22 protein-coding genes, 1 tRNA gene and 1 pseudogene are annotated in these 25,991 nt (G+C 72.8%); 12 read left to right on the top strand and 12 right to left on the bottom strand.

The annotated features are described in order from the left end of the window. Positions 1 to 38: 38 nt before the first annotated feature. The gene (locus tag ACIQZO_RS18195) at positions 39 to 3,512 is read right to left on the bottom strand and encodes a M28 family peptidase (protein ID WP_403627428.1); all 3,474 of its coding nucleotides are present in this window, start codon (positions 3,510 to 3,512) and stop codon (positions 39 to 41) included. A gap of 184 nt (positions 3,513 to 3,696) precedes the next feature. On the opposite strand from ACIQZO_RS18195, the gene ACIQZO_RS18200 reads away from it, so the two are divergent. After that, the gene (locus ACIQZO_RS18200) at positions 3,697 to 4,656 is read left to right on the top strand and encodes a LysR family transcriptional regulator (RefSeq protein ID WP_403627137.1); all 960 of its coding nucleotides are present in this window, start codon (positions 3,697 to 3,699) and stop codon (positions 4,654 to 4,656) included. A 91-nt stretch (positions 4,657 to 4,747) separates the two neighbouring features. Here the strand turns inward: ACIQZO_RS18200 and ACIQZO_RS18205 are convergent, their stop codons facing one another. The 7 genes from ACIQZO_RS18205 to ACIQZO_RS18235 all read right to left on the bottom strand — a co-directional run bounded on the left by ACIQZO_RS18205 (position 4,748) and on the right by ACIQZO_RS18235 (position 10,028). Next, positions 4,748 to 5,578: a class I SAM-dependent methyltransferase gene (locus tag ACIQZO_RS18205; protein ID WP_403627139.1), complete on the bottom strand. Its 831-nt coding sequence runs from the start codon at positions 5,576 to 5,578 to the stop codon at positions 4,748 to 4,750. A gap of 78 nt (positions 5,579 to 5,656) precedes the next feature. Beyond that, the gene (locus ACIQZO_RS18210; protein ID WP_403627141.1) at positions 5,657 to 5,887 is read right to left on the bottom strand and encodes an antitoxin MazE7; all 231 of its coding nucleotides are present in this window, start codon (positions 5,885 to 5,887) and stop codon (positions 5,657 to 5,659) included. Between the two features lie 70 nt (positions 5,888 to 5,957). Beyond that, positions 5,958 to 7,193 (bottom strand): serine hydrolase domain-containing protein, encoded by a 1,236-nt coding sequence (locus ACIQZO_RS18215; protein ID WP_403627143.1) that lies wholly within the window; start codon positions 7,191 to 7,193, stop codon positions 5,958 to 5,960. A 120-nt stretch (positions 7,194 to 7,313) separates the two neighbouring features. Further along, entirely contained in the window at positions 7,314 to 8,552 is a 1,239-nt protein-coding gene (locus ACIQZO_RS18220) for a mannosyltransferase family protein (protein ID WP_403627145.1), read from the bottom strand. Positions 8,553 to 8,670: 118 nt separating this feature from the next. After that, complete coding sequence (locus tag ACIQZO_RS18225) at positions 8,671 to 9,135, bottom strand: hypothetical protein (RefSeq protein ID WP_403627147.1); 465 nt, start codon at positions 9,133 to 9,135, stop codon at positions 8,671 to 8,673. After that, positions 9,128 to 9,625, bottom strand: a complete 498-nt coding sequence (locus ACIQZO_RS18230) for a SigE family RNA polymerase sigma factor (RefSeq protein WP_403627149.1) — start codon at positions 9,623 to 9,625, stop codon at positions 9,128 to 9,130. Before ACIQZO_RS18230 ends, ACIQZO_RS18225 begins: the two co-directional genes overlap by 8 nt. A 326-nt stretch (positions 9,626 to 9,951) precedes the next feature. Then, positions 9,952 to 10,028, bottom strand: a tRNA-Met gene (locus ACIQZO_RS18235). Between the two features lie 288 nt (positions 10,029 to 10,316). Here ACIQZO_RS18235 and ACIQZO_RS18240 point away from each other — a divergent pair. Beyond that, the gene (locus ACIQZO_RS18240; protein ID WP_030384970.1) at positions 10,317 to 10,520 is read left to right on the top strand and encodes a cold-shock protein; all 204 of its coding nucleotides are present in this window, start codon (positions 10,317 to 10,319) and stop codon (positions 10,518 to 10,520) included. A gap of 188 nt (positions 10,521 to 10,708) precedes the next feature. On the opposite strand, the gene ACIQZO_RS18245 is transcribed toward ACIQZO_RS18240, so the two are convergent. After that, positions 10,709 to 12,010 carry an MFS transporter gene (locus tag ACIQZO_RS18245; protein ID WP_403627151.1) on the bottom strand — a complete coding sequence of 434 codons (1,302 nt, stop codon included), beginning with the start codon at positions 12,008 to 12,010 and terminating at the stop codon, positions 10,709 to 10,711. 50 nt (positions 12,011 to 12,060) lie between these two features. Between ACIQZO_RS18245 and ACIQZO_RS18250 the strand changes: the two genes are divergently transcribed. From ACIQZO_RS18250 to ACIQZO_RS18260, 3 genes are read left to right on the top strand one after another with little or no spacing between them, the layout of a single operon-like run. Continuing rightward, positions 12,061 to 12,453, top strand: coding sequence for a MerR family transcriptional regulator (locus ACIQZO_RS18250; RefSeq protein WP_403627153.1), 393 nt, complete (start codon positions 12,061 to 12,063; stop codon positions 12,451 to 12,453). Positions 12,454 to 12,486: 33 nt separating this feature from the next. Then, positions 12,487 to 12,714, top strand: a complete 228-nt coding sequence (locus ACIQZO_RS18255; protein WP_403627155.1) for a hypothetical protein — start codon at positions 12,487 to 12,489, stop codon at positions 12,712 to 12,714. A gap of 39 nt (positions 12,715 to 12,753) precedes the next feature. Further along, positions 12,754 to 13,461: a ribonuclease H gene (locus ACIQZO_RS18260; protein ID WP_403627157.1), complete on the top strand. Its 708-nt coding sequence runs from the start codon at positions 12,754 to 12,756 to the stop codon at positions 13,459 to 13,461. On the opposite strand, the gene ACIQZO_RS18265 is transcribed toward ACIQZO_RS18260, so the two are convergent. Next, positions 13,441 to 14,172, bottom strand: coding sequence for a beta-glucanase (locus tag ACIQZO_RS18265; RefSeq protein ID WP_403627158.1), 732 nt, complete (start codon positions 14,170 to 14,172; stop codon positions 13,441 to 13,443). The genes ACIQZO_RS18260 and ACIQZO_RS18265 overlap by 21 nt on opposite strands. A gap of 204 nt (positions 14,173 to 14,376) precedes the next feature. Between ACIQZO_RS18265 and ACIQZO_RS18270 the strand changes: the two genes are divergently transcribed. The 4 genes from ACIQZO_RS18270 to ACIQZO_RS18285 all read left to right on the top strand — a co-directional run bounded on the left by ACIQZO_RS18270 (position 14,377) and on the right by ACIQZO_RS18285 (position 20,035). Then, positions 14,377 to 14,784, top strand: a complete 408-nt coding sequence (locus tag ACIQZO_RS18270) for a GNAT family N-acetyltransferase (RefSeq protein ID WP_403627159.1) — start codon at positions 14,377 to 14,379, stop codon at positions 14,782 to 14,784. Between the two features lie 71 nt (positions 14,785 to 14,855). Continuing rightward, the gene (locus ACIQZO_RS18275; protein WP_403627161.1) at positions 14,856 to 15,710 is read left to right on the top strand and encodes a hypothetical protein; all 855 of its coding nucleotides are present in this window, start codon (positions 14,856 to 14,858) and stop codon (positions 15,708 to 15,710) included. Continuing rightward, complete coding sequence (locus ACIQZO_RS18280; RefSeq protein ID WP_403627163.1) at positions 15,710 to 17,866, top strand: bifunctional serine/threonine-protein kinase/ABC transporter substrate-binding protein; 2,157 nt, start codon at positions 15,710 to 15,712, stop codon at positions 17,864 to 17,866. The genes ACIQZO_RS18275 and ACIQZO_RS18280 overlap by 1 nt, the downstream gene beginning before the upstream one ends. Before the next feature lie 6 nt (positions 17,867 to 17,872). Further along, a complete protein-coding gene (locus ACIQZO_RS18285) occupies positions 17,873 to 20,035 on the top strand; it encodes a bifunctional serine/threonine-protein kinase/ABC transporter substrate-binding protein (RefSeq protein ID WP_403627165.1) in 2,163 nt (720 codons plus the stop codon). On the opposite strand, the gene ACIQZO_RS18290 is transcribed toward ACIQZO_RS18285, so the two are convergent. Continuing rightward, the gene (locus ACIQZO_RS18290) at positions 20,036 to 20,656 is read right to left on the bottom strand and encodes an L-threonylcarbamoyladenylate synthase (RefSeq protein ID WP_052871472.1); all 621 of its coding nucleotides are present in this window, start codon (positions 20,654 to 20,656) and stop codon (positions 20,036 to 20,038) included. Positions 20,657 to 20,794: 138 nt separating this feature from the next. Here ACIQZO_RS18290 and ACIQZO_RS18295 point away from each other — a divergent pair, with 138 nt between their 5' ends. Both ACIQZO_RS18295 and ACIQZO_RS18300 read left to right on the top strand, forming a co-directional pair. Beyond that, on the top strand, positions 20,795 to 22,270 hold the full coding sequence (locus tag ACIQZO_RS18295) for a sensor histidine kinase (protein WP_403627167.1): 1,476 nt from the start codon (positions 20,795 to 20,797) through the stop codon (positions 22,268 to 22,270). Continuing rightward, positions 22,267 to 22,941 carry a response regulator gene (locus tag ACIQZO_RS18300; RefSeq protein ID WP_403627169.1) on the top strand — a complete coding sequence of 225 codons (675 nt, stop codon included), beginning with the start codon at positions 22,267 to 22,269 and terminating at the stop codon, positions 22,939 to 22,941. Before ACIQZO_RS18295 ends, ACIQZO_RS18300 begins: the two co-directional genes overlap by 4 nt. A gap of 48 nt (positions 22,942 to 22,989) precedes the next feature. Here ACIQZO_RS18300 and ACIQZO_RS18305 read toward each other — a convergent pair. Beyond that, positions 22,990 to 23,910, bottom strand: a pseudogene (locus ACIQZO_RS18305) (phosphatase PAP2 family protein); the annotation flags it as partial. On the opposite strand from ACIQZO_RS18305, the gene ACIQZO_RS18310 reads away from it, so the two are divergent. After that, on the top strand, positions 23,864 to 25,972 hold the full coding sequence (locus ACIQZO_RS18310) for a SpoIIE family protein phosphatase (protein ID WP_403627171.1): 2,109 nt from the start codon (positions 23,864 to 23,866) through the stop codon (positions 25,970 to 25,972). The pseudogene ACIQZO_RS18305 and the gene ACIQZO_RS18310 sit on opposite strands and share 47 nt — an antisense overlap. The last annotated feature ends 19 nt before the right edge of the window (positions 25,973 to 25,991 follow it).

Here is a 25,991-nt window from a genome sequence, read left to right on the forward strand (position 1 = left end):
CCGGGCCGGGCCTGTTTCGGGGAGGTGTCAGATGGAGGTCAGCTCACCTGGAGGGTGACGTCGTCCACGACGAAGGAGGTCTGGAGGGACTGGTCCTCCGTCCCGTTGAACTTCAGGGTGACGCTCTGGCCGGCGAACTGCGAGAGGTCGTAGGACTTCTCCACGTAGCCGGAGTTCGCGTTCAGGTTCGACAGGGTCTCCAGCGTCTGGCCGCCCACCGAGACGGTGAAGCGGTCGTAGACGACGCTCTCGTCCTCGTCCGTGTCGATGTGGAGGAAGAAGCCGAGCCGGTACGTGGAGCAGCCCGACGGGATGGCCAGCGCCTGGGAGGCGCTGTCCGTGTGGGTGGACCCGTACCCGTTCAGCCAGGCCTTGTAGCTGCCGCCGTGCGGGGTCTGCCCGGACTGGTTGGTGATGACGCCCGCGGTCGCGGTCCACGGGGTGGCGCCGCTCTCGAAGCCGCCGTTGACCACCAGCTGGCGCGGGGTGCAGGTGCCGCCGCCGGTGACGGTGAGCGTGTAGGTGGTGGTGTGGCTGACGGTCCCGGAGCCGGTGATCGTCAGGGTGTAGGTGCCGGGCGCGGTGCTCGCGCCGACCTGGACGGACAGCGCCGAGGAGCTGCCGGACTGGACGGACGTCGGGTTGAGCGTCGCGGTCACCCCGGCCGGCGCGCCGGAGACGGAGAGGGCGACGGTCTGGGCGGCGCCGCTCACGGTCGTGGTGCCCACCGTCGCGGAGGCGGAACCGCCGGGTGCCGCACTGCCCGCGGACGGGCTGACGCCGATGGAGAAGTCCTGCGCGGGCGTCTCACCGCCGACCGCCTGCTTCCAGACGGCGTAGGCCACACCGTCGGCGCTGCGGTTCAGCACCGTGGCGTTGATGTTGTTCGTGGTGTCGCAGGAGCTGTGGTAGCAGGGATCGTAGGCGGCGTTCGCGGTGCCGCCCCACTTCGTGGCCTGCGCCGAGGTCTTACGGGCGCTGGCGCCGGCCGCGTAGCCGGAGGTGGGGATGCCGGCCTGCTGGAAGGAGTAGTCGTCGCTGCGGCCCTGGCCCTCGGTGTTCTCCTCGGGCGCCAGGTTCAGCGAGGTCCAGTACGCCTTGAGCGGGGTGGCGGTGGCGGAGTTGACGTTGTTGATGAAGTAGCCGCCGTTGGTCGAGCCGACCATGTCGAAGTTGTAGTAGCCCTTGATGGCGCTGCGCTGCGCGCTGCTCAGCTGGTTGACGTAGAAGCGGGAGCCGTTGAGGCCCTGTTCCTCGTCGGTCCACCAGGCGAAGCGCACGTGCTTGGTCATCGTCGGGTTCTTCTCGGCCAGGACGAGGGCGTTCTCCAGCAGGGTCGCGGAGCCCGAGCCGTTGTCGTTGATGCCGGGGCCGGCCGAGACGCTGTCGAGGTGGGCGCCGAACATGACGGTCTGGTCGGCGGGGCCGCCCGGCCAGTCGGCGATCAGGTTGTTCGACGGGTAGGTGCAGGAGGAGCAGTTCTGCTCGGTGACCGTGTAACCGGCCGCCTGCAGCTTGCCCTTCACATAGGCCAGCGACTGGGTGTATCCGGCGCTGCCCGCACGGCGGTTGCCGCCGCTTTGGCCCGCTATGGTGTTGAACTGGGTCAGGTGCGCCTGCACGTTGGCGACGTTGATGTCCGGCGGGTCGTTGCCGGGCTGGGTACCGCCCACGTTGAGCGAGTAGTCGACCGTGTGGGAGAGGGTCGTGCCCTGGCCCTTGACGACGACGGTGGAGGCACCCGGCGCCGCGTTGGCGGTGGCGGTCAGGGTCAGTACCGAGGACTGGCCGGACTGCACGGTGGCCGGGTTGAAGGAGGCGCTCACTCCGGCCGGCAGCCCGGACGCGGTCAGCGTCACCGACTGGGCGGTACCGGTGGTGACCGCGGTGCCGACGGTGGTGGTGACGGAAGCGCCCTGCTGGACGGTCCCCGAGGACGGGTTCAGTGACATCGAGAAGTCGTTGTTCTGCCCGCTCGGGGTGCAGGTCGGGTCGGCGGTCTGGGCGGGCACGCTGATGCCGTCCCAGGCGGCCTTGGTCTTGTTGAAGAGGTCACAGGTGGTGTCCAGCGACTTGGCGGAAGTCAGCGTCGCCGTACGGTACTTCTTGTAGGACATGCTGCTGGTCTTGAGCAGCATGCCGCCGTAGAAGATCTTGCCGGCGTTCTGCACGCCCGCACCGGTCAGCGTGGTTCCGTTGCAGGTGCTGCTGTTGGGCTTGCCGCCGCCCGGGCTGGTGCCCTCGGCCAGCAGGTAGAACCAGTGGTTCAGGGGACCGGCGGCCGCGTGCACCTCGGTGCCGGGTATCGCGGAGCTGTAGCAGGCCGGGTCGTTGTTGACGGCCGGCGGGTTGTACATGTTCCGGATCGGTCCCCGGCCCTGGAGGTTGATGACCTCGCCGACCGTGTAGTCCGGAGTGTCGTACGGAGCGGGCTCGTTGGCGAAGGCCTCGGTCAGTGCGCCGAAGATGTCGCCGGTGCCCTCGCCGAGCCCGGACTCCTGGCCACTGGTGCCACCCGGAGTGTTGGAGTCGATGGCGTGCCCGTACTCGTGGGCCACCACGTCGATGCCGGAGATCCACTCATTGGCGCTGTTGCGTCCGATGGTGACCGAGCTGCCGTCCCAGTAGGCGTTGAGGTCGCTCAGACCCACCTTGGCGGGGAAGCTGCGGCCGTTGCCGCTGACGCCGTTGCGCCCCAGCCACTGGGAGAGCATGTCCCACTGCTTCTGCGCCGCGAACATCAGGTCGACGCAGCCGGTCTCCTTGCTCGTGGGGTTACCGGTGCCCCAGGAGTCGGAGGACTTCGTGAAGACCGTGCCCGTGCTGTAGTCCGCACAGCTGAGGCCGGTACGGTTCGGGTCGCGCAGCGTGTACGTGGAGCCCGAGTTGGTGGTGTCGATGGTGATCGGGCCCGGCCCGTTCCACTTGCTGTTGCCGGTACCCGCGACCACCTCGTCGTAGCTGTCGACGAAGGCGCCGGTCCGCGCGTCCACGAAGACGTGGAGCCTGCTGGGAGCGGTCTTCGTACGGCCGCTGAGCACGGTCTCCCAGGCCAGCACCGGCTTGTCGTCCTTGAGGCGGACGACGAGCCGGCTGGTCTCGACCTTGTCGACCGAGACCAGCTTGGCCCGCGAGGTGGTCTCGGCGTCCTTCGCGGAGACCGACGCCCTGGTGGAGACATCGATGCGCACGGAGGAGGCGGACTGGAGCGCACGTACCTTGCCGGTGCCGTCCGCGAGGACGACCGCGTCGCCGCCGACGACCGGCAGGCCGCGGTAGCTGCGCTCGTACGAGACGGAGTACAGGTCCTTCACCCAGGGGGTGACCAGGCGTCGTTCGTACTGTTCCTGGGCGGAGTTGACCAGGGAGTCGAGGCCGCTGTCGACGGCCTGGTCGGCGGCCGCGACCGCACGTGCCGCCGGTGTGTCCTTCTGGGACGGGGAGGGCTGCGCCTGCTGCGCAGCCGATGCCGTCCCGGCCAGGGCGCCGGCGAGGCTCGCGGTCAGCGCCATCGCTGCCACGGCCGCCGTCCATCTGCTGGGATGCAACGTCCACTCCGATCGTGGGGGGTGGGGGGTGGGGATGAGTGCTCGTTCGCGGCCGAGTATGAGCGTGAACATGACGAGATTGGGACATCCCGGCAGGCATAAGGTCCGCGTTATGGTGCGGCGGCGGCCCGACTCGTACGCTGCCCGGATGCAGCTGGAGTTGAGGCATCTGCAAGCCGTCTGCCGGATAGCGGAGGCGGGCAGCCTGGGGGGCGCGGCGCGGCGGCTCGGGGTGTCCCAGCCCGCACTCTCCGCCCAGCTGCGCCGCATCGAACGGGTCACCGGGGGCGAGCTGTTCTTCAGGGGACGCAGCGGGGTGGAACCCACGGCACTGGGCCAGTTCGTGCTGGCCAAGGCGCGTCGCGTGCTCAGCGAGATGGACGCGCTGGGCGCGGAGGCGCGCACCATAGCGGCCGGCAGCCCGCTGCGGCTGGGCTGCATCATGCTCGTGCTGCTCGACGGCCTCCTCGCCCAGACCGACCTGTCCATGTCGGGCCGGGAGATCGCCGTGGACCTGGAGGACTCCGTCACCGTGCTCGCGCGGATGCTCGGCGCCGGGCGCTACGACGCCATCGTGTACGGGGAGGTCAACGACCACGAGGTCCCGCTGCCGGAAGGGACCCTGGCCAGGACGCTGATCCCGAAGGAGCCGTTCTGCATCCGGCTGTCCGCGGGACATCCCCTCGCGGATCTGGACCGCATAGAACTGGCCGACCTGGCCGGGGAGTCGTGGATGACCCTGGTGGAGGACGACGACGGCGGCCCCGAGGCGCTCGTCGCGGCCTGCGCGAAGGCCGGATTCAGCCCCTCACTGCGCTACCGGATCACCGACCGCAAGATGCAGCACGACCTGATCGCCGCGGGGCGCGCGGTCGCGCTCACCCAGCCGACGGCCCCGCCGGGGGAGGGGACGGTGATGCGCCCGCTCGTCGGCACCCCGATCATGGGCCGCATCCGCCTCGCCTGGAGCCGTGCGGCGCTCTCCGCCGGGCAGGCGGAACTGCTCTTCCGGGCCGCGGCCCGCGCCTACCTGGCCAATGTGGACAACAACCCCTTCCACAAGGAGTGGTGGGACTCCCACCCGGAGGTGCATCCGGTCCTGGACTGACCGCCGGAGCACGTCGCGGTACGGACTGCGGCCTGCGGATTGATGGGCAGATGGACCGACGGATGGGTCGGGGTAACGGGGAAACGGGGGATCAGCCGCGGCGGTGGGCCGTCAGCAGCAGGTACTCCCACTCCATGACCCCGTCCACGGTGTGCTCGGCGGCGAGCGCGTCGAGCGCCGCGTCCAGCTCGGCGACCCGCTCCGGATCGTCGCCGACGGCGCGGTAGACGGCGACGGTGGGCCCGTAGCAGGCCTTGAAGAATTCCCGGAAGTCCGTGGGCCGCGTGAAGCGGTCCACGCGAACCGTCCGGCGGCGGGCCTCCACGTCGGTCACCGCCTCACCCAGCAGCTCGTGCGCATGTTCCTCGTCGCCCCACAGCGGGGGCGGCTGGGCGCCGGGCGGCGGCGGGGGAGCGTAGGGCTTCATCGCGGCGAACAGCTTGCCCACGAACCCCTGCGGGGTCCAGTTGATCAGCCCGACCGTGCCGCCCGAACGGCAGACGCGCAGCATCTCCGCGGCGGCGGGCCCGTGGTGCGGGGCGAACATGATGCCGACGCAGGACATCACCACGTCGAACTCGCCGTCCACGAAGGGCAGGTGCTCGGCGTCCGCCTCCCGCCACTCCAGGCGGGCGTCCCGTACCGCGGCCAGGTGCCGGCCGATCTCCAGCAGCTCGGGGGTGAGGTCGGACGCGATCACGTCGGCCCCGGCGAGGGCGGCCGGAATGGCGGCGTTGCCCGAGCCCGCCGCGATGTCGAGCACCCGGTCGCCGCGCTGGACGCCGCACTCCTTCACGAGCACGGCACCCAGATCCGGAATGACGTGGGAAGCCACCGACTGGTAATCACCCAGTGCCCACATCGCGCGGTGCCGGGCCTTCAGGGTGCGGTCCGCCTGGGCCGCGTCGCTCGCCTCGGTCATGACCGCCGTCCTCCAGGGCTCGGGGCAGCCCCTTGTCCGAGCATAGGGACGTTTCGTGATCCCGGCCCGTCGGCGGAGTCAGTCGCGCCCCGCCGGGCCGCCGAAGTCACGCGCGAAGCCCTCGCGGAAACCGGGCCGGTCCAGGGCCCGCTCGAAGGCGCGTGCGGCGCGTGCGCGTGCGCCCTCGTTCTCCTGGGTGGTGGCGAGTTCGGCGAGGTACGCGCGCAGGCTCAGTCCGCGGTCCGCGGCGAGCGCGGCGAGGCGGTCGTGCACATCGGTGTCGACCTCGACGGTGGTGGTGTCGGCCATGCTCCGAGTATGCGCGCCCGGTGACCGGGCGGGGGCCCGTTCGGCGCAGGCGCGCTGCCTGCGGGGAACGTCAGTTCTTCCCCATCAGGGAGTTCCCGGGCGCCAGGACCTCGGCGATGCGCCCGGCGATGGTCTGCGCCGTGTTGTCCTCGGGGGCCTTGGGCCCCACGGTGGTCGAGACCGCGATGGCGAGGTGCTCGCTCGGAAGGTAGGCCTGGATCGCCGCGTATCCCGCGAACGAGGGGTTCGACTGGATCCAGCCGTTCTGGACGATCACGCCGTAGCCGAAGTGCCGGGCCGGAAGCTGACGGAAGCAGTCCTTGGCCGGACAGCCGGGGGTGTTGCCGCCGAGGCCCACGGTGCCGGGGTCGAGCTGGACCTTGAAGCTCTGCGGCGAGAGGAGCTCACCCGTACCCACGGCCTCGGCCGATCGGGCCAGGTCGCAGATGTGGGTGGTCAGGACCGCGCCGGGAGCGGTGGTCCAGGAGGGATTCCAGAAGGTGGACTCCTCGTACTTGCCGCGCTCCGCGTCGAAGGAGTGCAGGACGGGCTCCTCGATCTGGGGCGTGAAGCTGTTGACCGTGTTGTCCAGCCCGGCGGGCCCCGTGATCTGCTGCTTCATCACCTCGGCCAGCGGCTTGCCGGAGATCTTCTCCAGGGCCTGCCCGAGGAGTACGAAGTTCGCGTGCGAGTAGCTCCAGCTCGTCCCGGGCTCGTACCAGAGGGGATGGTCGGCGGAGATGCCCACCAGCTCGTCGGGTGTCCACTGCCGGAACGGGTCGGCGTACAGGGCCGCGAGGAACTTCGAGTCCGGCACGTAGTCGCGCAGGCCCGAGGTGGAGGCGCCGAGCATCCGCAGGGTGATCTCGTCGGCGTGCGGTGCGTCGGGGAGCCAGCGAGAGATCGGGTCGTCGAGGCCGGCCTTGCCGTCCTCGACCAGTTGCAGCATGGCGATGCCCATGTAGACGATGGCCACCGAACCGGCCCGGAAGTGCATGTCCGCCGTGGCCGGGACCCCCGTCATGGACTCGCCGAGTGCGCCCGTGACGACTTCCTGGCCGCCCCGCGTGACCCGCAGGACGACGGCGTTCAGGTCCAGTTCCTTCTGCGCCGCCTTGGCGATGTCCATGATCTTCGCGGCCTCGCCGCCCGAGGGTTCGGGGGACGCCACGCACGACGCCGGCGCCGACCCCGCGCCGGTCGCCGCCCAGGCGCCGCCGGCCGGCAGGGCCGTGGCGAGCAGCGCGGTGGCGCACAGCACCGCCGTCCGGGCGCGGCCCGGGTGCGCGGTCATGACTGCGGTCATGGCGACCTCCTGCCGCGAAGAGCCCCTCGGGACAAGGCCCACCCTTCGATGGAACGCCCACTGTGGGGGATGGGCCAGTCGGTGGAGCGTAGGCGCGGGTACCGGGAGCCCGGGGACGAGCTAGCCGGCCCAGCGGCCCGAGAGGAAGGTGATGGCGACCACCGCGGAGAGCGGACCCGCGACGTACAGGTAGGCGGACTGGATCCGGGGGCGCCGCATGCTCCAGGACGCCAGGCCGATCCACAGCGGCCACCACAGCAGGGTGGAGCGGGGTACGGAGGTGTACCAGTACGAGGTGCCCAGGGCCCACAGGGTGAGGCCGATGTACAGGGCCTCGGGCCAGCGGCGGGCCCGGACCAGCAGGACCAGGAGTACGAGGCCGATGACCATGGCCAGGAGCTCGGCCTGCCACATGAACGCGTAACCGGTGGCCTGGGTGTGCCCGAAGGCGGCCTCCCAGGTGTTCGCCCAGGCCTCCCACGGCGCATGGAAGTCCCGGTACCAGCCACGTTCCTGGGAGTGCTTCCAGGCCATCCAGTCCCCGGTCCGCGTCTGCAGGAACCAGCTGTAAAGGGCCGGGGCGAGAGCGGGCAGGAGCAGCCACGGGGCCGCGCGCCAGGCGCGCAGACCGCGGGCGGTGAGGACGAAGTGGAGGGCCAGCGCGGCCGCGAGGAACAGCCCCGTGATGCGCACGGAGCAGGCGAGACAGGCGAGTATCGCGGCTGTCGGCCAGTTCTGGCGCTGCGCCGCCAGCCAGGCGGGCAGGGCCAGGGCGAGGAACAGCGCCTCGGTGTAGCCCGCGGCGAGGAACACGGCGCACGGCGACAGGAGCAGGAACGCCACCGCACGGCGGCCCGTCTCGAGGTCGGCCAGGTGATGGCGGGCGATGCGGGCGAGAGCCAGGACGGCTACGCCTCCGGAGACGAACGAGATCAGCGCCCCGGCCGCGGCCCAGTCGGGGACGACGGTGTGGACGGCGCGCAGGGCGAGGGGGAAGCCGGGCAGGAACGCCTCCCGGTTGTCCCAGCCGGCCGTCCAGGGTCCGGCCTGGGTGGGGAAGTAGCCCTCCTCGGCTATGTGGAGGTAGTGCCACCAGTCCCACTGCTGCCACGACGAGAGCGGCGAGGCGGGCCGGCGGCTCTCGCCGTCGCGGGGGAAGAGCCACCCCACGGCGCCGGCGGTGGCCCAGATGCCTACGCGGGTCAGCACGTACAGCCACAGCACCTCGCGGTCGCCCGGGCCCAGCCGCAGGAACGCCGGGAGGGTGCGGCGAGGGCGGCGACCGGTGTCGGGCGCGGGCGGCCAGGTGGTGGGCGAGGCGGGAGCTTCGGCGGGCCGGCGGGGGGTGGAAACGGGCATATCGGGATCTCCTGGCCGTCTGAAGGCGTGCGGGGTCGCCGGCCCTGGTTCGGGTCGGTGTCCGCGGGCGGTGTGCTGCGGGGAGAGGGGAGAGGGGAGAGGAGGAGGTGCCGTGGGGCTACTGGGTGTGCTGCGGGGGAGTGAGGGACATGGAGCTGCTCGGGTTCACGGTCCCGGTGCGATTGCCCGCCGGCGCCGTGGTGTTGCGCGGCGGCGTCCTGCTGGGCGGCGGCGACCCGAGGTCGGGCGATGTCGGAGTGCTGCTGGACGAGGGCGACATGGAGGTGAGCGGCGTGGTCGTGTTGCTGGCAGGGGGCGGTGCGGAAGTCGGGGACGGCGCCGCGGGGGAGGGGGTGGTCGCGGGGAGGGTCGGGGCCGAGTCCCCCGGGAGGAACGCCGACAGGGCCGCGCCGGACCCGGCGAGGACGAGGAAGCAGCCGGCGGCGATGCTGACGATCCGGCGGCGACGGTGCCGCTCGCCGCGCCGCTCGATGACGGCTACGGGCGGGGACGTGGTCGCGGACTGTCCGGCGTCGGCCGCCTCCCGGAAGAGGGAGCGCAGCGGGTCGTGGGACTCAGGCATCGGGCGCCTCCTCAATGCGGGGGTCCTGCAGATGGCGGGAGAGTGTGACCCGGCCCCGGGAGAGGTGGGTTTTGACCGTGCTCGCGGACAGCGAGGTCTCGGCGGCGATCTGTTCGACTGTCAGATCGCACAGGTAGTGCAGCGCCATGGTCCGGCGCTGCTTCAGGGGCAGCTGCCGCAGGGCCTCGACGAGTGCCACCGCCTCAGGACCCGGCCCCTCCACATGGCCGGCGGCGGCGGTGCGCTGCCAGGCGTCGGCGGTGCGCCGCCGCCCGCGCCAGCGGCTCACGGCGAGCCGCCACGCGACGGTGCGGATCCACGCCTCGGGTCGCCCGTCGCGGTCCAGCTCACGTCGGCGGCCCCACCCTCTGACGAAGGCCTCCTGCACCACGTCCTGTGCCTCGTGGTGATCGCCGAGCATCACGTAGAGCTGTCCTGTGAGTCGTCCTGCCGCTTGCGCGTAGAACTCCTCGAACTCCTCGATGGTCAAAGAATCGCTCCTGAATCCATGTGTCCCTCTCACCGGGCATACGCCCGCCGCACCGCATCCGGTCGACATCGGACGACAGATCACCGTGTGAGTGCCGTCACACGGCCGGTGGGGTACTCATCGTCGCGGCGGCCGCGACGGGGAAGGGCGGCGGCGCCACGGGCCACCGGGTGACGCGGTTCCGGTCCCGGGCGGCTGTGGCACCGGGCGGTTGCGTCGTCGCGTCGTCGTGTCGTCGCGTCGTGGGGTCCGGGATGCCGGCCGGCGGTCGGTGGGCCGGGCACAGCAGAAGGGCCCGGATCCATGAGGATCCGGGCCCTTCCGAGTGGTAGCGGGGACAGGATTTGAACCTGCGACCTCTGGGTTATGAGCCCAGCGAGCTACCGAGCTGCTCCACCCCGCGTCGGTAGACCTCACCCTACGGCATCCCGGGGGCTGTACTCGACGCATTTGCCGGCGGCCGCGCCCGGAGTGTGGGTGAAAGGGCTGAATCTCGCCTCCAAGGCGAGATCATTCCCCCTGGTGACAGTGCGTGCAGGCGTGTACCTTCACGGGTAGCTGTCGTGGTTCCAAGTGCCTTGCCCGTGCCCTTTGGTGTGGGCAGTTTTGCTGTGTTGTGCCGTAGGACCAGGGCGATCACCTCCGTCTTCCACGCCGTGTGGAAGACGTACGTCAACGGGAAGGCATGAACATGGCTACGGGAACTGTGAAGTGGTTCAACTCGGAGAAGGGCTTCGGCTTCATCGCCCAGGACGGCGGCGGCCCGGACGTCTTCGCCCACTACTCGGCGATCAACGCGTCGGGCTACCGTGAGCTCCAGGAGGGTCAGGCCGTGACCTTCGACATCACGCAGGGCCAGAAGGGCCCGCAGGCGGAGAACATCACCCCCGCCTGATTCCCGGACGACGGCCCGGCCTGACCGCCGGGCTCCGGAGAACCGTTTCACTGCCCCGTCATCGAACGGGTCGTGGAAAAGCTCAGGGCCGCGCGGCGACTGCCGCGCGGCCCTGAGCCGTTCCTGCACGGTGCGACGGATGCCGGCGGACGCGGTCCGGATGCGCGCGGCCGGGGTCCGGCCGGCGGTCACCCGGGCGAAGGGGCTCTGACGCCCCGCATCCCCCACACCCGGACCGCGGCCCCGATCGCGGCGAGGACGACGGTCGCGATCCCGGACGCCGCCAGTACCTGCCGGGGCCCGAGGAGCGCGATCAGCGGCCCGCCGAGCGCGGTGCCCACCGGCCCGGCGGTGAGCAGGGCGGCGCTGCGGGCGGCCAGGACAGTGGTCAGCCAGGCGGCCGGGGTGCGCTCCTGGAAGAGGGTGTAGGACAGCGCCGTGAAGGGCCCGTAGATCAGGCCGCCGAGGGTGAAGCAGGCCAGGGTGACGGGCGCGGACGCGCCGAGGCCGAAAGGTACGAGGGTCAGCCCCCAGCCCGCGACGATCCCCAGGGTGACCGGCCAGAGCGGGAACCGCCGCAGGGCCCCGGCGGCCAGCCCGCCCAGCACCGCGCCCGCCCCGAAGAGCGCCCAGTACAGCCCCAGCAGGCCCGCGCCGGCGTGCAGGTCGTCGGTGACGTGCAACGGGAGGGCAACCTCCGCCGGTCCGTAGAGGAAGTTGAAGAACCAGGTCAGGGCGAGGACTCCGAGGAGTTCGGGCTGCTTGCGCAACCGATGCAGCCCGGCGGCCGACCGGCCCGCCCCGACCGGCCCCGCCGCGTCCTGCGCCTCTTCCCTTTCCTTCTCCTTCTTCTTGCCGCCCGTTCCGGTCGAGGCGCCCCGCAGCCGCCCGGCCCGGACGGCGAGCACGGCGAACGACAGCGCGTCGAGGCCGATCAGCCAGGCGGGACTGATCACCGCCGCCAGGAACCCGGCGAGGGCGGGGCCGACAACGATGGAGGCCGAGGCGCTGGAACTGACCAGCGCGTTGGCTGCCAACCGCTGGTCGGGCGGAACTATCTGCGCGATCAGGGAGTACCTGCCCGCGTTGCCCCAGGCGTGCAGGACGGACGAACCCGCCAGCAGGGCCACGTACAGCACCGGGTGGAGCGCCCCCGCGGCCCAGGCCAGCGGCACACACCCCAGGAGCACCGCGCGGATCCGGCTGTCGGCCACCAGCAGGCGGCCGGCCGGGAGCCGGCGCAGCCATCGCCCGAGGAGCAGGGCGCCGGCGGCTCCCGGAAGCGCGTACGCGGCGAGCGCGGCCCCCAGGAGCATCCCGGACTGCCCCGGAGGCGCGATCTCGATGGCCAGCCATGCCACCGCGACCATGCTCATCCCGTCACCGACGTCGGAGGCCGCCAGTGCGGGCAGCAGCCGCCGGAAGTCGGCGTGGGCGAACAGCGGTCGATAGGTCTGGGGCAGGAGGCGAGTTGTCTGTGCGGGAGTCACCGGGTCAGACTCTTGGTTCAAGCGCACTTGAGGTCAAGGGGGAGTGACGGGTGCGACAGCTCGGAATCGGCGAACTCGCGCGGCAGGTAGGGATGAGACCCTCGGCGCTGCGCTACTACGAGAGCGTCGGCCTGCTGCCCGCCGCCGAACGGGCCGCAGGCCGCCGCGTCTACCCGGCCGGCGTCGTGCGGCGGATCGCGCTGATCAAGATGGCCCAGCGGGCCGGTTTCACCCTCGCCGAGATCCGCCGCCTGCTCGACTCCGATGCCGAGCGCGGCGCCACCCGGCAGTGGCGGGCCCTCGCCGAGAGCAAGCTGCCCGAGTTGGACCGGTTCATCGAGCAGACGCGGCTCCTGCGGGACGCCGTTGCCGACTGCCTGGCCTGCGGCTGCATGAACTTCGAGAAGTGCGAGCTGCTCGCCGCCGACGGCCCCGGGTCCTGACCGGCGGGGCGGGGCGGGGAGGTGAGGGGCCCCGTGGACTTCGCCGCAGTACGAACGGGCCAGGACCGCGCCGAGGTGGCCCGGGTCCTTCCGGAGCGGCAGCTGCGGTACGTACCGGACGCCGTCCGGGCGCTGCCCGTACCCGACGGCACCGTGTGCGAGTACTACCGTTCGAACGGCAACCTCCTGGACCAGGCCGACGTCTACCGGCTCTGCTACGAGGGCTCCCGCCTGGCGGCCAAGGACGTGCTGCCGGGCTGACCGATCGGAGAGCCCCGGTGGATGAGGCATGATCGGGGGATGTCTGATCGCATCATCGCCGCCTGTGACGGAGCGGCCAAAGGTAATCCCGGACCCGCCGGCTGGGGTTGGGTCATCGCCGACTCCCAGGGACGCCCCGAGCGCTGGGAGGCCGGTCCGCTGGGACGGGCCACCAACAACGTCGGGGAGCTGACCGCGCTCCAGCGGCTGTTGGAGGCGGTGGGTCCGGGGACGCCCGTCGAGGTGCGGATGGACTCCCAGTACGCCATGAAGGCCGTGACCCAGTGGCTCCCGGGCTGGAAGCGCAACGGGTGGAGGACCGCCTCCGGCCAGCCGGTCGCCAACCGTGAACTCGTCGAGGCGATCGACCGGCTGCTGGCCGACCGCGACGTCACCTTCCAGTACGTTCCCGCGCACCGCGAGGACGGCGACCACCTGAACGCGATCGCCGACCAGGCCGCCAGCGACGCCGCCGTGAGCCAGGCGGCGGCCGGTACGGCCCTCGGCAGTCCGGACCTGCCGGTACCGGCTCCGGCCGCGGCCTCGCCCGCGCGCCGCAAGGCGGCCGCGCCGAAGAAGCGTACGTCCGCAGGTACGGCCACCGGCGGCGGATCGCGGGCCATCAAGGCGAAGTTCCCCGGCAGCTGCGCCTGCGGGAAGCCCTACGCCGCCGGGGAGTTGATCACCAAGAACGGCAGCCGCTGGGGTCACCAGGCCTGCGGTTCCCTAGGGTCGGTGGACGCGTAGGTACTCCACCTCGTAGGACATCTGGGACACGGCCGCATCGGGCGCCGGGTGGTAGCGCCCGGCGCACACCGACAGGTTGACGATGAGGTACGCCCGCCAGTTGCGCCCGACTCCCCGGCGGTCGGCGAAGACCCGGGTGCCGTTGACCCACCACACGACCGAGCGTGTGCCGAATTCGACCTTGAGGTCCACCCATCCGCCGGGGGTGATGGACGAGTCGCGGTGGTAGCGCGAGCCGCCCCTGACGTGGTTGGAGAGTTCGAGGAGGTCGGCGTTGTCGGGGTGGTACTCGAAGACGTCGATCTCGTTCCCGCCGTCCCGCCAGGTCCAGATCGCCGGCCAGGCCCCGAGCTCGGCGGGCAGCCGTACCCGGGACTCCAGCACGTCGCCGGTGCGGACCATGAACCCCTCGTTGCTGCCCTCGGTGGTCAGCAGTCCCGCGTTCCACTTGCCGTCCGGGCGGCGGGTGGCCCGGAACGTGCCGGTGCGGCTGTAGGAGGGGTCGGCCACCAGATGGTCGAGTTTGTTGTCACCGGGGTTGGTGGGGCCGCCGTTCGGATACGCCCAGGACCGGCCCGCGACCCACTGCGTGGTCGATGCGAAGTCCGCGGTGAAGACGGGAGCCCGGGCGGCCGTCGGCGCGGCGCGGTCGGGCGCGCCGGTGAAGCGTCCTGTGAGTCCTCGGAACCAAGTGAGAACCTGAGTGAGCACGACGGCTCCTTCCCCTGAGTGAACGCCCCCGGAGCATGCCCGGCCGCGGTGCAGTACATACCGGTGGACCGGTTTGTCTTTCGTCGAGTCCGGCATGTAATAATCACTAAGCGGATAAGACGCTTACATGTGAGGGTCGGGTCCGCGGGAATCGCCCAGGTCCGGGCTTTCGAATCGAAGAGCTGAGCGAGGGGTTGCACCCGTATGTGGAAGTGTGAACGTGTCATCGGCGCCGACCTGGACGTCGAGGAGGTCATCGGTGTCTACCGTGCGTCCACCCTCGCCGAGCGCCGCCCCGTCGCCGATGTGGAGCGCTTCGCCCGGATGCTGGCCGGGGCCAACCTCGTCGTGGTCGCCCGGGCCGAGGGCGGCCGCCTCATCGGCATCGCCCGGTCGATCACCGACGGCGCCTACTCCACTTACGTCGGCGATCTCGCCGTCGACGCGGCCTACCAGGGCAAGGGCGTGGGGCGCGACCTGATCCGCCTCACGCGGGAAGCCGCGCCCGAGGCGAAGCTGGTCCTGCTCGCCGCGCCGGCCGCGGTCGACTACTACCCGCACGTCGGTTTCACCCGCCACGAGTCCGCCTGGACCCTCGACCGCCTAAAGTAGTGCGACGGGGTGTCAACTTCCCTTTTCCATAAGCCAGTTATCCGCCCGCACGGCGGGGTACCATCCGTGCCGTGGGGGGACTGGTAGATCGCAGCAGAGGGAACGCCGTCCTGCGCGCGTGCGGTTGCGCGCTGGCGGGCCTGTTCCTCATCGCCGGATGCACGGCCGACGGCACGCCGAAGGGCGGCGCGGCGAGCAGCCCCCCGGGCACGCCCTCGGGTACGGGCAGCCCCGGCGCGAGCCCCCCGGCCGCCGAGCCCAGTGGCTCCACCCTGCTCCCGATGCCCGCGCTCGACGAGTCCAAGCAGCCGAGGACGGTCGCCGAGGCCCGCGACCTGCTCGGCCGGATCATCATCGCCGAGCAGGCCCTCGGGCCCGAGGTCGTGCGCAGCACCCCGTTCGAGAGCGATCCGAGCCGCTGGCCCGTGCTCGACGAGGGCTGCGTCTGGCAGACCGCGGGCCTGCCGGCCGACGTGCTCGCCACGAGCACCCGCTACTTCCACATCCCGGCCGGGGACGGCCGCGGCCGGGTGCGGATCAGCGCCACGGTCACCGTCCACCACAACCGCGAGGAATCCGGCTGGGAGACCGCCCGCTCGATGGAAGAGGTGCTGAGGTGCCCGCGCCAGAGACTCCGTGAGGGCGAGGAGCTCAAGAACCTCTGGGGCGGCTCCTTCTACCTCGGCGAGCAGATGAATGGCTGGACCGAGGACGCCTTCACCGAAACCGGTGAGTACGTCGGCGCACAGGACGGCGGGCCCTACCGCTACACCTGGTCCCAGGCCCAGTACGGACCCGTCACGGTGGCCATCGCCGCCAGGGGCGCGGAGGGCATCACCGAGGAGGCCGTCAGCGCCTTCGTGGTCCAGGGCACCAGCCGGATGATGTTGCACGCCAAGCAGGAGCTCGGAAAGGCGGCGGGCTGATGGAGCCGCTCCACCCCTCGGACCCCTCCCGGATCGGCGGCCACCGGCTCCTCGGGCGGCTCGGCGCGGGCGGCATGGGCGTCGTCTACCTCGGCCGCACCGAGGACGGCGCGCTCGCCGCCGTCAAGGTGATCCGCGAGGAGTACGCCGAAGAGGCCGACTTCCGGGCCCGCTTCCGGCGCGAGGCCGAGATCGCCGCGCAAGTGGACAGCCCGTGGGCCGTCCGGATCACCGGCGCCGACCCGGACGCCCCCGAACCGTGGCTCGCCACCTCCTTCGTCGCCGGACCCTCGCTCGCCGAGGCCGTCGCGGCCCACGGTCCGCTCCCGCTGCGCGCCGTACGGATCCTCGGCAAGGCCATGGCCAGGGCCCTCGGGGTGATGCACGAGCAGGGCCTCGTACACCGCGACGTCAAACCCGGGAACGTCCTCCTCGGCATGGACCGGCCCCGGCTCATCGACTTCGGGATCGCCCGCGGTGGTGAGCACACCGCCTTGACCTCGGCGGACGCCGTACTGGGCACCCCCGGGTTCCTCCCGCCCGAACAGGCCGAGGGGCGCCCCGTCGAACCGGCCGGCGATGTCTTCTCGCTCGGCTGCCTCCTCGCCTACGCCGCCACCGGCCGGCTGCCCTTCGGGACCGGCACCGTGGACGCGGTGCTCTACCGCACGGTCCACGACGAGCCCGACTTCGGCCCGGAGATCCTCGCCGACCCCGACCTCACCGCACTGCTGCGCACGTGCCTCGCCAAACACCCCGACATCCGCCCCACCGCGCGCGAGCTGGACGGTGCCCTCACCGAGGACACCCCCGGGGAGGGCACCGACTGGCTGCCCGACCCGGTCGTCGCCACCATCGCCGAACGCGCCGCCGCGCTGCTCGCCCTGCCGGGCATCGACGAGACCGTGGCCGACCCGGACGCCGCCCCCGCGCCCGGTGCCGCCGGGCCCAGCCGCAGGCGGTTCCTCGCCCTCACCTCCGGCGGCGCCGTCCTCGCCGCCGGTGGCGGCCTGGCCGCTTGGCTGGCCCTGCGCGACCGGGACCGGCCCAAGTCCCCGAACGGGGACGCCCCGCGACAGTGGACGATCGGTGTGCACGCCGACCTCTCCGGCCCGCAGAAGGCCGCCGGACAGGCCCAGGAACGCGGGGTGCGCCTCGCCGTCGCCGCCTTCAACTCCCACAAGGACAAGCCCTTCACCCTCACCGTGGCCAGCGCGGACGATGCCGGGAAGGCCGACCGCTCGGCGGCCGCGGCCACCGAACTCATCGCCGACCGCGATCTGTTCGCGGTGATCGGCCCCACCGGCAACGAGTCCGTCATCCCCTGCCTCGAACTCTACGGCGAGGCCTCCGTCCCGCTGGTGACCGTATCCGCCCTGGCGACCACCTTCAGCATCACCGACCGGCGCAGCTTCTTCCAGAGCTGCCCGATCTCCTCGGCCCAGGCCGCCGTGGTCAATCTGCAGCTCGCCGGAAAGCAAGGCGTCCGCAGGATGGGCATCCTCAGCGACCGCGGCGGCGACACCGACACCTGGCAGGCCTCCCTGCTGGTCGGCCGCACCATCAACTACTTCTCACCCGAGGCCACCTTCTACGGACGGGTCGTCCCGCGCGGAGTGCAGGACCTGGCCCCGGTGGTCACCGACATGCTCGCGCACGGCGTCGACGGACTCTTCTATACAGGCACCCCGGCCGGCGGGGCCAAGGTCGCCGGGCTGCTGGCCGCCGCCGGCTTCAAGGGCCCCCGGGCGGCCGACTACACCATCGCCGGCCCCGAGTTCCTCGCCGCCGCCGGCCAGGCGGCCGAGGGCTGGCAGTTCTTCACGCCGTACACCGGCCCGGAAGCCCCCGAGGTCGCGGAGATCACCCGCGCGCACCGGACGGCCTACGGATCGGCCCCCGACATCTGGACCGCCGAGGCCTACGACGCCACCCGCCTGGTCATCGACCGGCTGGTCACCGCGGCGGCCGGCGGCGCACGCCCGTCCCGCGCCGGGCTGCTGACCGCCCTTCCTCAGGGCACCTTCCGCGGCCTGACCAAGGAGTACACCTTCGACGAGCGGCGCCAGGTCAAGGGCAACATCTACTTCAGGCACAAGGTGGAGGGCGGCCGGTTGCGCTACGTCGGCCCGGCCAACCAGCCCGCAGCGGGATAGCCCCGCATGCGCCCCCTCACCTCTGCCGATCCGGCCGCGATCGGCGGCAACCGGCTGCTGGGACGCCTCGGTTCGGGCGGCATGGGCACCGTGTACCTCGCCCGGTCCGCCGCGGGCACCCTGGTCGCGGTCAAGGTCATCCGCGCCGACCACGCCGCGAACCCGGACTTCCGCGCCCGGTTCCGGCGCGAGGTGGAAGCCGCCGGGCAGCTCACCGGGCGCTGGGTGGTCCCGGTCGTCGCCGCCGACCCGCAGGCGCGGGAGCCCTGGCTGGCCACCCCCTTCGTCCCCGGCCCCTCCCTGGCCGAGGCCGTGGGCGGGTACGGACCGCTGCCCGCGCGGGCGGTACGGACCCTCGGCGTGCGGCTCGCCGAGGCGCTGACGCAGGTGCACGCCGCCGGGCTGGTCCACCGCGACGTCAAACCCGGCAACATCCTGCTCGCCCCGGACGGCCCCCGCCTGATCGACTTCGGGATCGCCCGCGCCGAGGGCGCGGCCACCCTGACGGCAGTGGACGCCGTCCTCGGCACCCCGGGATACCTGGCACCGGAGCAGGCCCGGACGGACGGCGCCGCGGCCGGCGCCCCGAGCGACGTGTTCTCCCTCGGCTGCGTCCTGGCGTACGCGGCGACCGGGCGCGGGCCCTTCGGCGGTGGGCACGCCGCCGCCGTGGTGTACCGCACCGTGCACGACGAGCCCGAACTCGATGGTCTGCCGACGGAGTTGCTCGCCCCGGTGCTGGCCTGCCTGGCGAAGGACCCGGCGGCCCGGCCGACCCCGGAGCAGCTGCGCACCGTACTCGGCGCGGACCTGCCCGGCGGCCCGGACAGCGAGGACTGGCTGCCGCCCCCGCTGCCCCGCCTCATCGCCGAACGCTCCACCAGGGCCCTGGACCTGCCCGTACCGGAGCCGACCCGGATCGACAGGCCGCCGGAGGCTGCTGCCGTACGGGGCATCACGCGCAGGCGGCTGCTCGCGGCCGGCGCGGGCCTGGCGGCCGTCGGCGCCCCGGTCGCCTGGTTCACCACCCGCGGGCGGGGCCGCGGCACCTCCGCGTCCCCGGCCCGCGAACTCGCCACCCTCACCCTCGCCCTGCAGGGCGATCTGACCGGGCCCGGCAAGGAGACGGGCCAGGCGCACGAGCACGGGATGAAGCTGGCCGTGGACCGGCACAACAGCCGGGCGGACGCCGCGTTCCGGCTGGCCCTGCGCGTCGCCGACGACGGCGGGGACGCCGCGCGCGCCGCGCAGGTGGTCAAGGAACTGGCCGCCGACCCCGCGGTGGTCGCGCTCATCGGCCCGACCTGGGACGCGGCCTTGCCCGAGCTGGCCCCTGCCTGCCAAGCGGCCGATCTCGCCCTGCTGCTGGTGTCCGCCGACAGCGCCGAGGGCGCCACCTCTCAGCCGGCCTGGCGAACGGTGGTCGCCACCCGCCCGGCGGCTGACCAGCTCGCCCTCCCGGTGATCGACTACTTCAGCCGTATCCGGCCCGTCCGGCGCACGGGCCTGGTGGAGGACGCCGAGGGTGGCGAGCCCGCCTATCCGCTGGTGCGGACCCTCCAGCAGACCGCGCCCTCGAACGGCACGGTCAGCGTCCACCGGATCCCGGTGGGCGGCTCCGACTTCGCCGGCGTCGCCCGCGCGCTGAACGAGGCGGGGGCCGAGGCCGTCGTCTACGCGGGCACCTCACCGCAGCGGGCGGCCCGGATGGCCCGCGCCCTGACGGAGGCCGGCTTCCTGGGACCGAGGATGGGCATCCAGCACGCCATGGAACCGGCCTTCCTCACGGCCGCCGGTCCCGACGCCGACGGCTGGCTGTTCAGCGCCCTGTTCACCGACCCGGCGGCCGTTCCCGCGGCCGCCGAGTTCGTCGCCGCCCACCGCGCCGCGTACGGGCAGCCGCCCGCCCGCTGGGCCACCGAGGCCTACGACGCCGTGGGGCTGGTGGCCGAAGCCCTGACCGGCCTGGAGGCGGACGGGCGGGACCGCGCGGGCCTGACCCGCCGGATCTTCCGTACGGCCCACCAGGGCCTGGCCAAGCCGCTGTCCTTCGACTCGAACACCCACGTGCTGACCAGGGTCGGCACCGCCCACCTGTACCAGGTCGCCTCCGGCGCGTTCCGGTACCTGGGCCGCTACACGGACGTGAAGCCGGCGTCCGCGCAGTGACTATTCGAACCGCGAGGTGTCGCCCGCTCCGCGGCGCACGATCTCGACGTCACCACCGGAGAAGTCGATGACGGTGGTCGGCTCGGTGCCGCAGTCACCTGAGTCCAGGACGGCGTCCACCTGGTGGTCGAGGCGCTCCTTGATCTCCCAGCCCTGCGTCAGCGGCTCGGCCTCGTCGGGCAGCAGCAGGGTGCTGGAGAGCAGCGGCTCGCCGAGCTCGGCGAGCAGCGCCTGGGTGACGACGTGGTCAGGAATCCGGACCCCGACCGTCTTCTTCTTCGGGTGCAGCAGCTGGCGCGGCACCTCCGACGTCGCGGGGAGGATGAACGTGTAACTGCCGGGCGTCGCCGCCTTGATGGCACGGAACACGTCATTATCGATCTGGACGAACTGACCCAGCTGCGCGAAGTTCTGGCACACCAGGGTGAAGTGGTGGCGGTCGTCCAGGTTCCTGATGGAGCGGATCCGGTTGATGCCGTCGCGGTTGCCGAGCTGGCAGCCCAGCGCGAAGCAGGAGTCCGTCGGGTACGCGACGAGCTTCCCGCCGCGGATCATGTCGACCACGCTGTCGATGGTGCGCCGCTGGGGATTCTCGGGGTGAACGTCGAAGTATTTCGCCATCCGCCGAGCCTACGCGCTCGGGCCCCCTGCGCCGGTACGGCCGCTCCCACCGCCCGCCCGCCAGCCGACGGGCGGGCGGGAGCGAGGGTGGACTTTCGGCAGTGCCGCGCGCTCGGGGAGTTCCGTAGGGTCGCGTGCGTGAGATCAGTGATCATCAAGACCCGGGTGCCGGAACCGGTCGTGTCCTCGGGGCTGTTCGCCGCAGCGCTCGCCGCCGCCGTCGGTGCAAGCGCGGCCGGCGCGTGGTGGGGTGTCGCGGCGGCGGTCTGCGCCTTTCTCGCCGGCCGCGGGCCGGGCCCCGGCCGGGGCGCCGCGGTGGCCCTGGCCGTTGTGCTCGCGGCCGCCGTACCGGCCGTGGCCCTGGTGCCCGTGTGGCTGGGGTGGTCGAGCCGGTTCGTGCTGATGCTGTTCGCGGCGGTGATGCTTCCGTGGTTCGTGGGCCGGTTCCTGCGCCAGTACCGGGAACTGGTGCGCGCCGGGTGGGAGCGGGCCGCCCGGCTGGAGCGGGAGCAGCGACTGCTCGCCGAACAGGCCCGCCTGCGCGAACGGACCAGGATCGCTCAGGACATGCACGACCTCCTCGGCCACGACCTCAACCTCATCGCCCTGTCGGCGGGAGCCCTGAAACTGGCCCCAAGCCTTCCCGAGGCCCACCGCGCGGCCGCCCAGGACATCCGGGCCAGGGCGGGAGCCGCGGTGGAGCGGCTCGGAGAGGTGATCGGCGTCCTGCGCGAGCCCTCGGACCCTGACCCGGCGCCGAACCCCGGCTCCGACTCCGGCCCGGCCCCCGGGCTGGAGGGGATCGAGAGCCTGGTCGACCGGGCCGCCTCGGCGGGACTCGACGTCCGGCTGCGCGTGGCGGGCGGACCGGAGGCCGCCGAGCTGCCGCGGGCCGTCGACCGGGCCCTGCACCGCGTGGTCCAGGAGGCACTGACGAACGTGGCCAAGCACGCGGCCACGCACCGCGCCACCGTCGCCGTCCGCCACACGGAGGGACGGACCGAGGTCGCCGTGACGAGCTGCCCGGTCGAACCAGGACCCGCGGACCCGGGCCCCGCACCGGCCCCGGCCCGGGCACCGGTCGGGTCACTGGGCCTCATCGGCCTCGACGAGCGGGTCCGACTGGTCGGCGGGTCCTTCGCCGCCGGCCCCGAGGGCGACGGATTCGCCGTCCGCGCCACGCTCCCGCACCGTCCCGACGCAGCCCCGGCGCGCCCCGCCGCCGCACTCCCCGCGGAGCACCGCAGCGCCCGCCGCCGACTGCGCCGAACCGCCGCCGCGGCCCTGCTGGTGCCGTTGTGCACCGCGGCCGTCCTCATCGTCGGGGTGCGGACCTGGGACACCGTCACCGCGCGGCAGTCCGTACTGGCCCCGCAGGACCACGCCCGGCTGCGCCTCGGACAGCCCCGCGAAGAGGTGGCGCCGTACCTGCCGCAGCGGCAGTCCACCCGCCGGCCGGCCGTTCCGGCACCCGAACCACGGGACGCCGCCTGCGAGTTCTACGTACAGACCGCCGACCCCTTCGACGACCGCTCGGGGGACCTCTACCGCCTCTGCTTCAGGGCCGGCCGCCTCGTCTCCACCGACACCTTCACCGGGAGGGAAGTCCGATGATCCGGATCCTGATCGCCGACGACGAGCCGATGATCCGCGCGGGCGTCCGCGCCGTCCTCGCCACCGACCCCGGCATCACCGTCGTCGCCGAGGCCGCCGACGGCCACGAGGCAGTACGGCTCGTGCAGAGCCACCGTCCGGACGTGGCCGTCCTGGACATCCGGATGCCGGGGACGGACGGCATCGAGGCCGCCGCCGAGATACGAAGGACCGTACCGGCGACGGGAGTCGTGATGCTGACGACCTTCGGCGAGGACGCGTACATCCTGCGCGCGCTCGGCGAGGGAGCCACCGGCTTCCTGATCAAGTCCGGCGAGCCGGAGGAACTGGTGGCAGGTGTGCGGGCCGTCGCCGACGGGGCCGCCTACCTGTCACCGAAGGTCGCGGCCCGGGTCGTCGCCCATCTCGCGGCCGACGGCGCGGGCGCCCGGGCGGCCCGCCGCTCCGCGGCCCGCGCCCGCGTCGACGCCCTGACCGACCGCGAACGGGACGTGCTCGGCCTCCTCGGCGGCGGGCTGTCCAACGCTCGGATCGCGCGCCGCCTGCACGTGGCCGAAGGGACGGTGAAGGCGCACGTCAGCTCGATCCTCGCGCGCCTCGGCGTCGACAACCGGGCCGCGGCGGCGGTGGTCGCGCACGAGGCCGGCGCGGCGTCCGCCGAGGAGCGCTGACAGCGGTCGCCGGGCGACGGGCAGGAGGAGGATCCGTACGGTCACCACGGTGGCCGCGCCGAGCGCCGCGCCCGCGAGGACGTCGTGCGGATAGTGCACGCCCACCAGCACGCGCAGCAGGGCGGCGGCCGCGCCCACCGGCAGGGCGACGGCGGCGAGCCGGGGCCGTACGAGCGTCACCCCGACCGCGAGCGCGACGGCGAGGGTGGCGTGATGGCTCGGGAACGACCAGTCGCCCGCGGCGGGGCACGGCGCGATCGCCGGCGCCCCGGCCAGGGCCCGGCACGGCCGTTCCTCGTCCACGAGGAGTTTCAGTGCTTCGCTGAGCGCGTAGGCGACCACGGTCCCGGCCCCCGCCAGGGTCACGCCGGCCAGGCCCGTCGCGTCACGGCGTCGCAGGGCGCTCCATCCCGCCCAGGCCAGCAGCAGGCCCAGGAGCAGCAGGGTGCCCTCGCTCGCCGCCTCCAGCACCTGCCCGGCCCGGGCCGGCCAGTCGTCCGCCACGTTCCGGGTCAACGACCGGTAGACCGTCGCGGAAGCGCCCTCCGTGACCCGTACCGGCTCGTTCGTGCCCAGTGCGCCGCCGGGCGACGCCAGGACGAGCGCCGCGGCGCCCGCCCCGGCCGTCGCCCCGGCGAGCGCCGCCCGCCGTCCCCATCCGTATCGCGCTTTCGATTTCATGGGGCCCGACCGTAGGAAGCGGGGGGCCCACGCGCCCCGGCCGAATGGCTGCCCCGGACCCCGACGAAGGTCGGGGTTGCGGGTTCCCCCCAGCCGTGCACGGCGGTACCGGGACCGGCGCTCGGGACGCTGTCGGGCGGGTTCGGGGGCACGATGAGAGGTAGCCGTGCGCCTGCGCCCGCCCCGGGGCGGGCGAGGGCGGGCGGCGGTCGGGCCGACGATGCCGGAAGGAGCGTCGCCGATGAGTGCGATCGACGGGTCGGGGACGGGCGGGATCAGGCCCGGCATGACCGGGGTCACCCCGCCGAGCGGGCTGCTCGACGTACTGAACGTCGCGGCGGTCGTACTCGACGCCGAAGGGCGGGTCGCCCTGTGGAGCCCGCAGGCCGAGCAGCTGTTCGGATGGACGGCGGCGGAGGCACTCGGCCGCCCCGCCGCCGGGCTGCTGGCCGCCAAGGAGCACGTGGGCCTGGTCACGGAACTGTTCGCGCGCGTCATGGGCGGGGCGGGGGACTGGGCGGGGGCCTTCCCGGTCCGGCGCAGGGACGGCACCACGCGCCTGGTCGAGTTCCGCAACATGCGGCTGCTCGACGAGCACGGAGACATGTACGCCCTGGGCATCGCCACCGACCGTACGAGGCTGCGCCAGCTCGAGCGGGACCTCGCCCTGTCCGCGCGCCTGGTGGCCCAGTCGCCGATCGGACTCGCCGTCCTGGACACCGAACTGCGGTACGTACTCGTCAACCCGACGCTGGAGCGGATCAACGGACTCCCCGCCGAGGAGCACATCGGCCGGGGCGTCCGCGAGGCCCTGGCCTTCCTCGACGACACGGAGGCCGCCGAGTCGGCGATGCGCCAGGTCCTGGCGACGGGAAGGCCGCTGCTCGAACAGTTCACGGCCGGCCGCACCCACGGCGAGGAGCGCACCGAACACGCCTGGTCGGTGTCGTACTACCGGCTGGAGGACGCCACGGGCCGGGTCCTCGGCCTGGCCACCTCCGTGGTGGACGTCACCCAGAGTCACCAGGCGGCCCTGGAGATCGCCCGCAGCCGCCGCCGCCTCGCCCTCATCGCGGACGCCACCGTGCGCATCGGCACCACCCTCGACCTCGACCAGACCGCCCGCGAGCTCGCCGACGTCGTCGTGCCCGAGCTCGCGGACATCGCCGCCGTCGACATCCTCGACTCCGTGCTCGAAGGCCGGCCGACCCTGAGGTCCTCCGCCCACGAGCCCGCGGTGTTCCGCGCCCTGGCCCTCGCGGCCGCCTACCCCAGCGACGCCGTCCGCGCCGCCGACCCGCCCGGGGACATCGCCCGCTACGCCGCCGACCGGCTGGTCACCCAGTCCGTGACGACCGGCCACCCGGTCCTCGTCGCCCACGTCCAGGCCCGGGACATCTCCCGCATCGCCCGCGACAGCACCGCCGCCAACCTGCTGACCCGCGCGGGACTGCGCTCCTACCTGGCCGTGCCGCTCATCGCCCGCGGCGAGGTCCTCGGCGCCCTCGACCTCAAACGCACGCGCAACCCGCTGCCCTTCAACGACGACGACATCGTGCTCGCCGGCGAACTCGCCGCCCGCGCCGCCGTGTGCATCGACAACGCCCGCTGGTACCGCAACGCACACCACACCGCCCTCGCCCTCCAGCACCACCTCCTCCCGCACAACCCCCCGCCCACTCCCGGCCTGGAAGTCGCCTACCGGTACCGGCCCGCCGCGGCCAGCAGCGAGATCGGCGGCGACTGGTTCGACGCCATCGCCGGACCGGACGACACCACCGTCCTCGTGGTCGGCGACGTCATGGGCAGCGGCATCAACGCCGCCGCCAGCATGGGACAACTGCGCACCGCGACCCGCACCCTCGCCGAACTGGCCCTCGAACCGCCCCAGGTGCTCCAGCAGCTGGACCGCACCACCGCTGCGCTCGAGGAGACCATCGCCACGTGCGTCTACGTCGTCTACGACCCGCACGCCGCCCAATGCCGGGTCGCCGTGGCCGGACACCTGCCCCCCGTCCTCATCCGCTCCGGCCAGAGCCCCCGACTGCTCGACCTGCCCACCGGCGCCCCGCTCGGTGTGGGCGGCATCCCCTTCGAGTCCACCGCCATCGCCATGGACCCGGGCGACCAACTGGTCCTCTACACCGACGGACTGGTCGAGACCCGGGATCAGCCGATCGACGAACGCCTCGACCTGTTGCTGGCCCTGCTCGCCGACACCGGACGTCCGCTGGAGGAGACCTGCGACCGCCTCCTGGACTCCCTGCGCCGCACCGACGACCACGACGACGTCGCCCTGGTCATCGCCCGCGCCAGGGCGCTGCCGACCGCCGCCCCGAAGGCCCCGTAGCCCCGTAAGCCCGGGCCCC

It is taken from the genome of Streptomyces sp. NPDC097617, assembly GCF_044761485.1.
GTDB lineage: Bacteria > Actinomycetota > Actinomycetes > Streptomycetales > Streptomycetaceae > Streptomyces.

Excerpts from the sequence above, each read along its gene's own strand:
- ACIQZO_RS18195 (WP_403627428.1), bottom strand. The coding sequence starts at position 3,512 with ATGGCGCTGACCGCGAGCCTCGCCGGCGCCCTGGCCGGGACGGCATCG.
- ACIQZO_RS18200 (WP_403627137.1), top strand. The coding sequence starts at position 3,697 with ATGCAGCTGGAGTTGAGGCATCTGCAAGCCGTCTGCCGGATAGCGGAG.
- ACIQZO_RS18205 (WP_403627139.1), bottom strand. The coding sequence starts at position 5,578 with ATGACCGAGGCGAGCGACGCGGCCCAGGCGGACCGCACCCTGAAGGCC.
- ACIQZO_RS18210 (WP_403627141.1), bottom strand. The coding sequence starts at position 5,887 with ATGGCCGACACCACCACCGTCGAGGTCGACACCGATGTGCACGACCGC.
- ACIQZO_RS18215 (WP_403627143.1), bottom strand. The coding sequence starts at position 7,193 with ATGACCGCAGTCATGACCGCGCACCCGGGCCGCGCCCGGACGGCGGTG.
- ACIQZO_RS18220 (WP_403627145.1), bottom strand. The coding sequence starts at position 8,552 with ATGCCCGTTTCCACCCCCCGCCGGCCCGCCGAAGCTCCCGCCTCGCCC.
- ACIQZO_RS18225 (WP_403627147.1), bottom strand. The coding sequence starts at position 9,135 with ATGCCTGAGTCCCACGACCCGCTGCGCTCCCTCTTCCGGGAGGCGGCC.
- ACIQZO_RS18240 (WP_030384970.1), top strand. The coding sequence starts at position 10,317 with ATGGCTACGGGAACTGTGAAGTGGTTCAACTCGGAGAAGGGCTTCGGC.
- ACIQZO_RS18260 (WP_403627157.1), top strand. The coding sequence starts at position 12,754 with ATGTCTGATCGCATCATCGCCGCCTGTGACGGAGCGGCCAAAGGTAAT.
- ACIQZO_RS18270 (WP_403627159.1), top strand. The coding sequence starts at position 14,377 with ATGTGGAAGTGTGAACGTGTCATCGGCGCCGACCTGGACGTCGAGGAG.
- ACIQZO_RS18280 (WP_403627163.1), top strand. The coding sequence starts at position 15,710 with ATGGAGCCGCTCCACCCCTCGGACCCCTCCCGGATCGGCGGCCACCGG.
- ACIQZO_RS18285 (WP_403627165.1), top strand. The coding sequence starts at position 17,873 with ATGCGCCCCCTCACCTCTGCCGATCCGGCCGCGATCGGCGGCAACCGG.
- ACIQZO_RS18290 (WP_052871472.1), bottom strand. The coding sequence starts at position 20,656 with ATGGCGAAATACTTCGACGTTCACCCCGAGAATCCCCAGCGGCGCACC.
- ACIQZO_RS18300 (WP_403627169.1), top strand. The coding sequence starts at position 22,267 with ATGATCCGGATCCTGATCGCCGACGACGAGCCGATGATCCGCGCGGGC.
- ACIQZO_RS18310 (WP_403627171.1), top strand. The coding sequence starts at position 23,864 with ATGAGTGCGATCGACGGGTCGGGGACGGGCGGGATCAGGCCCGGCATG.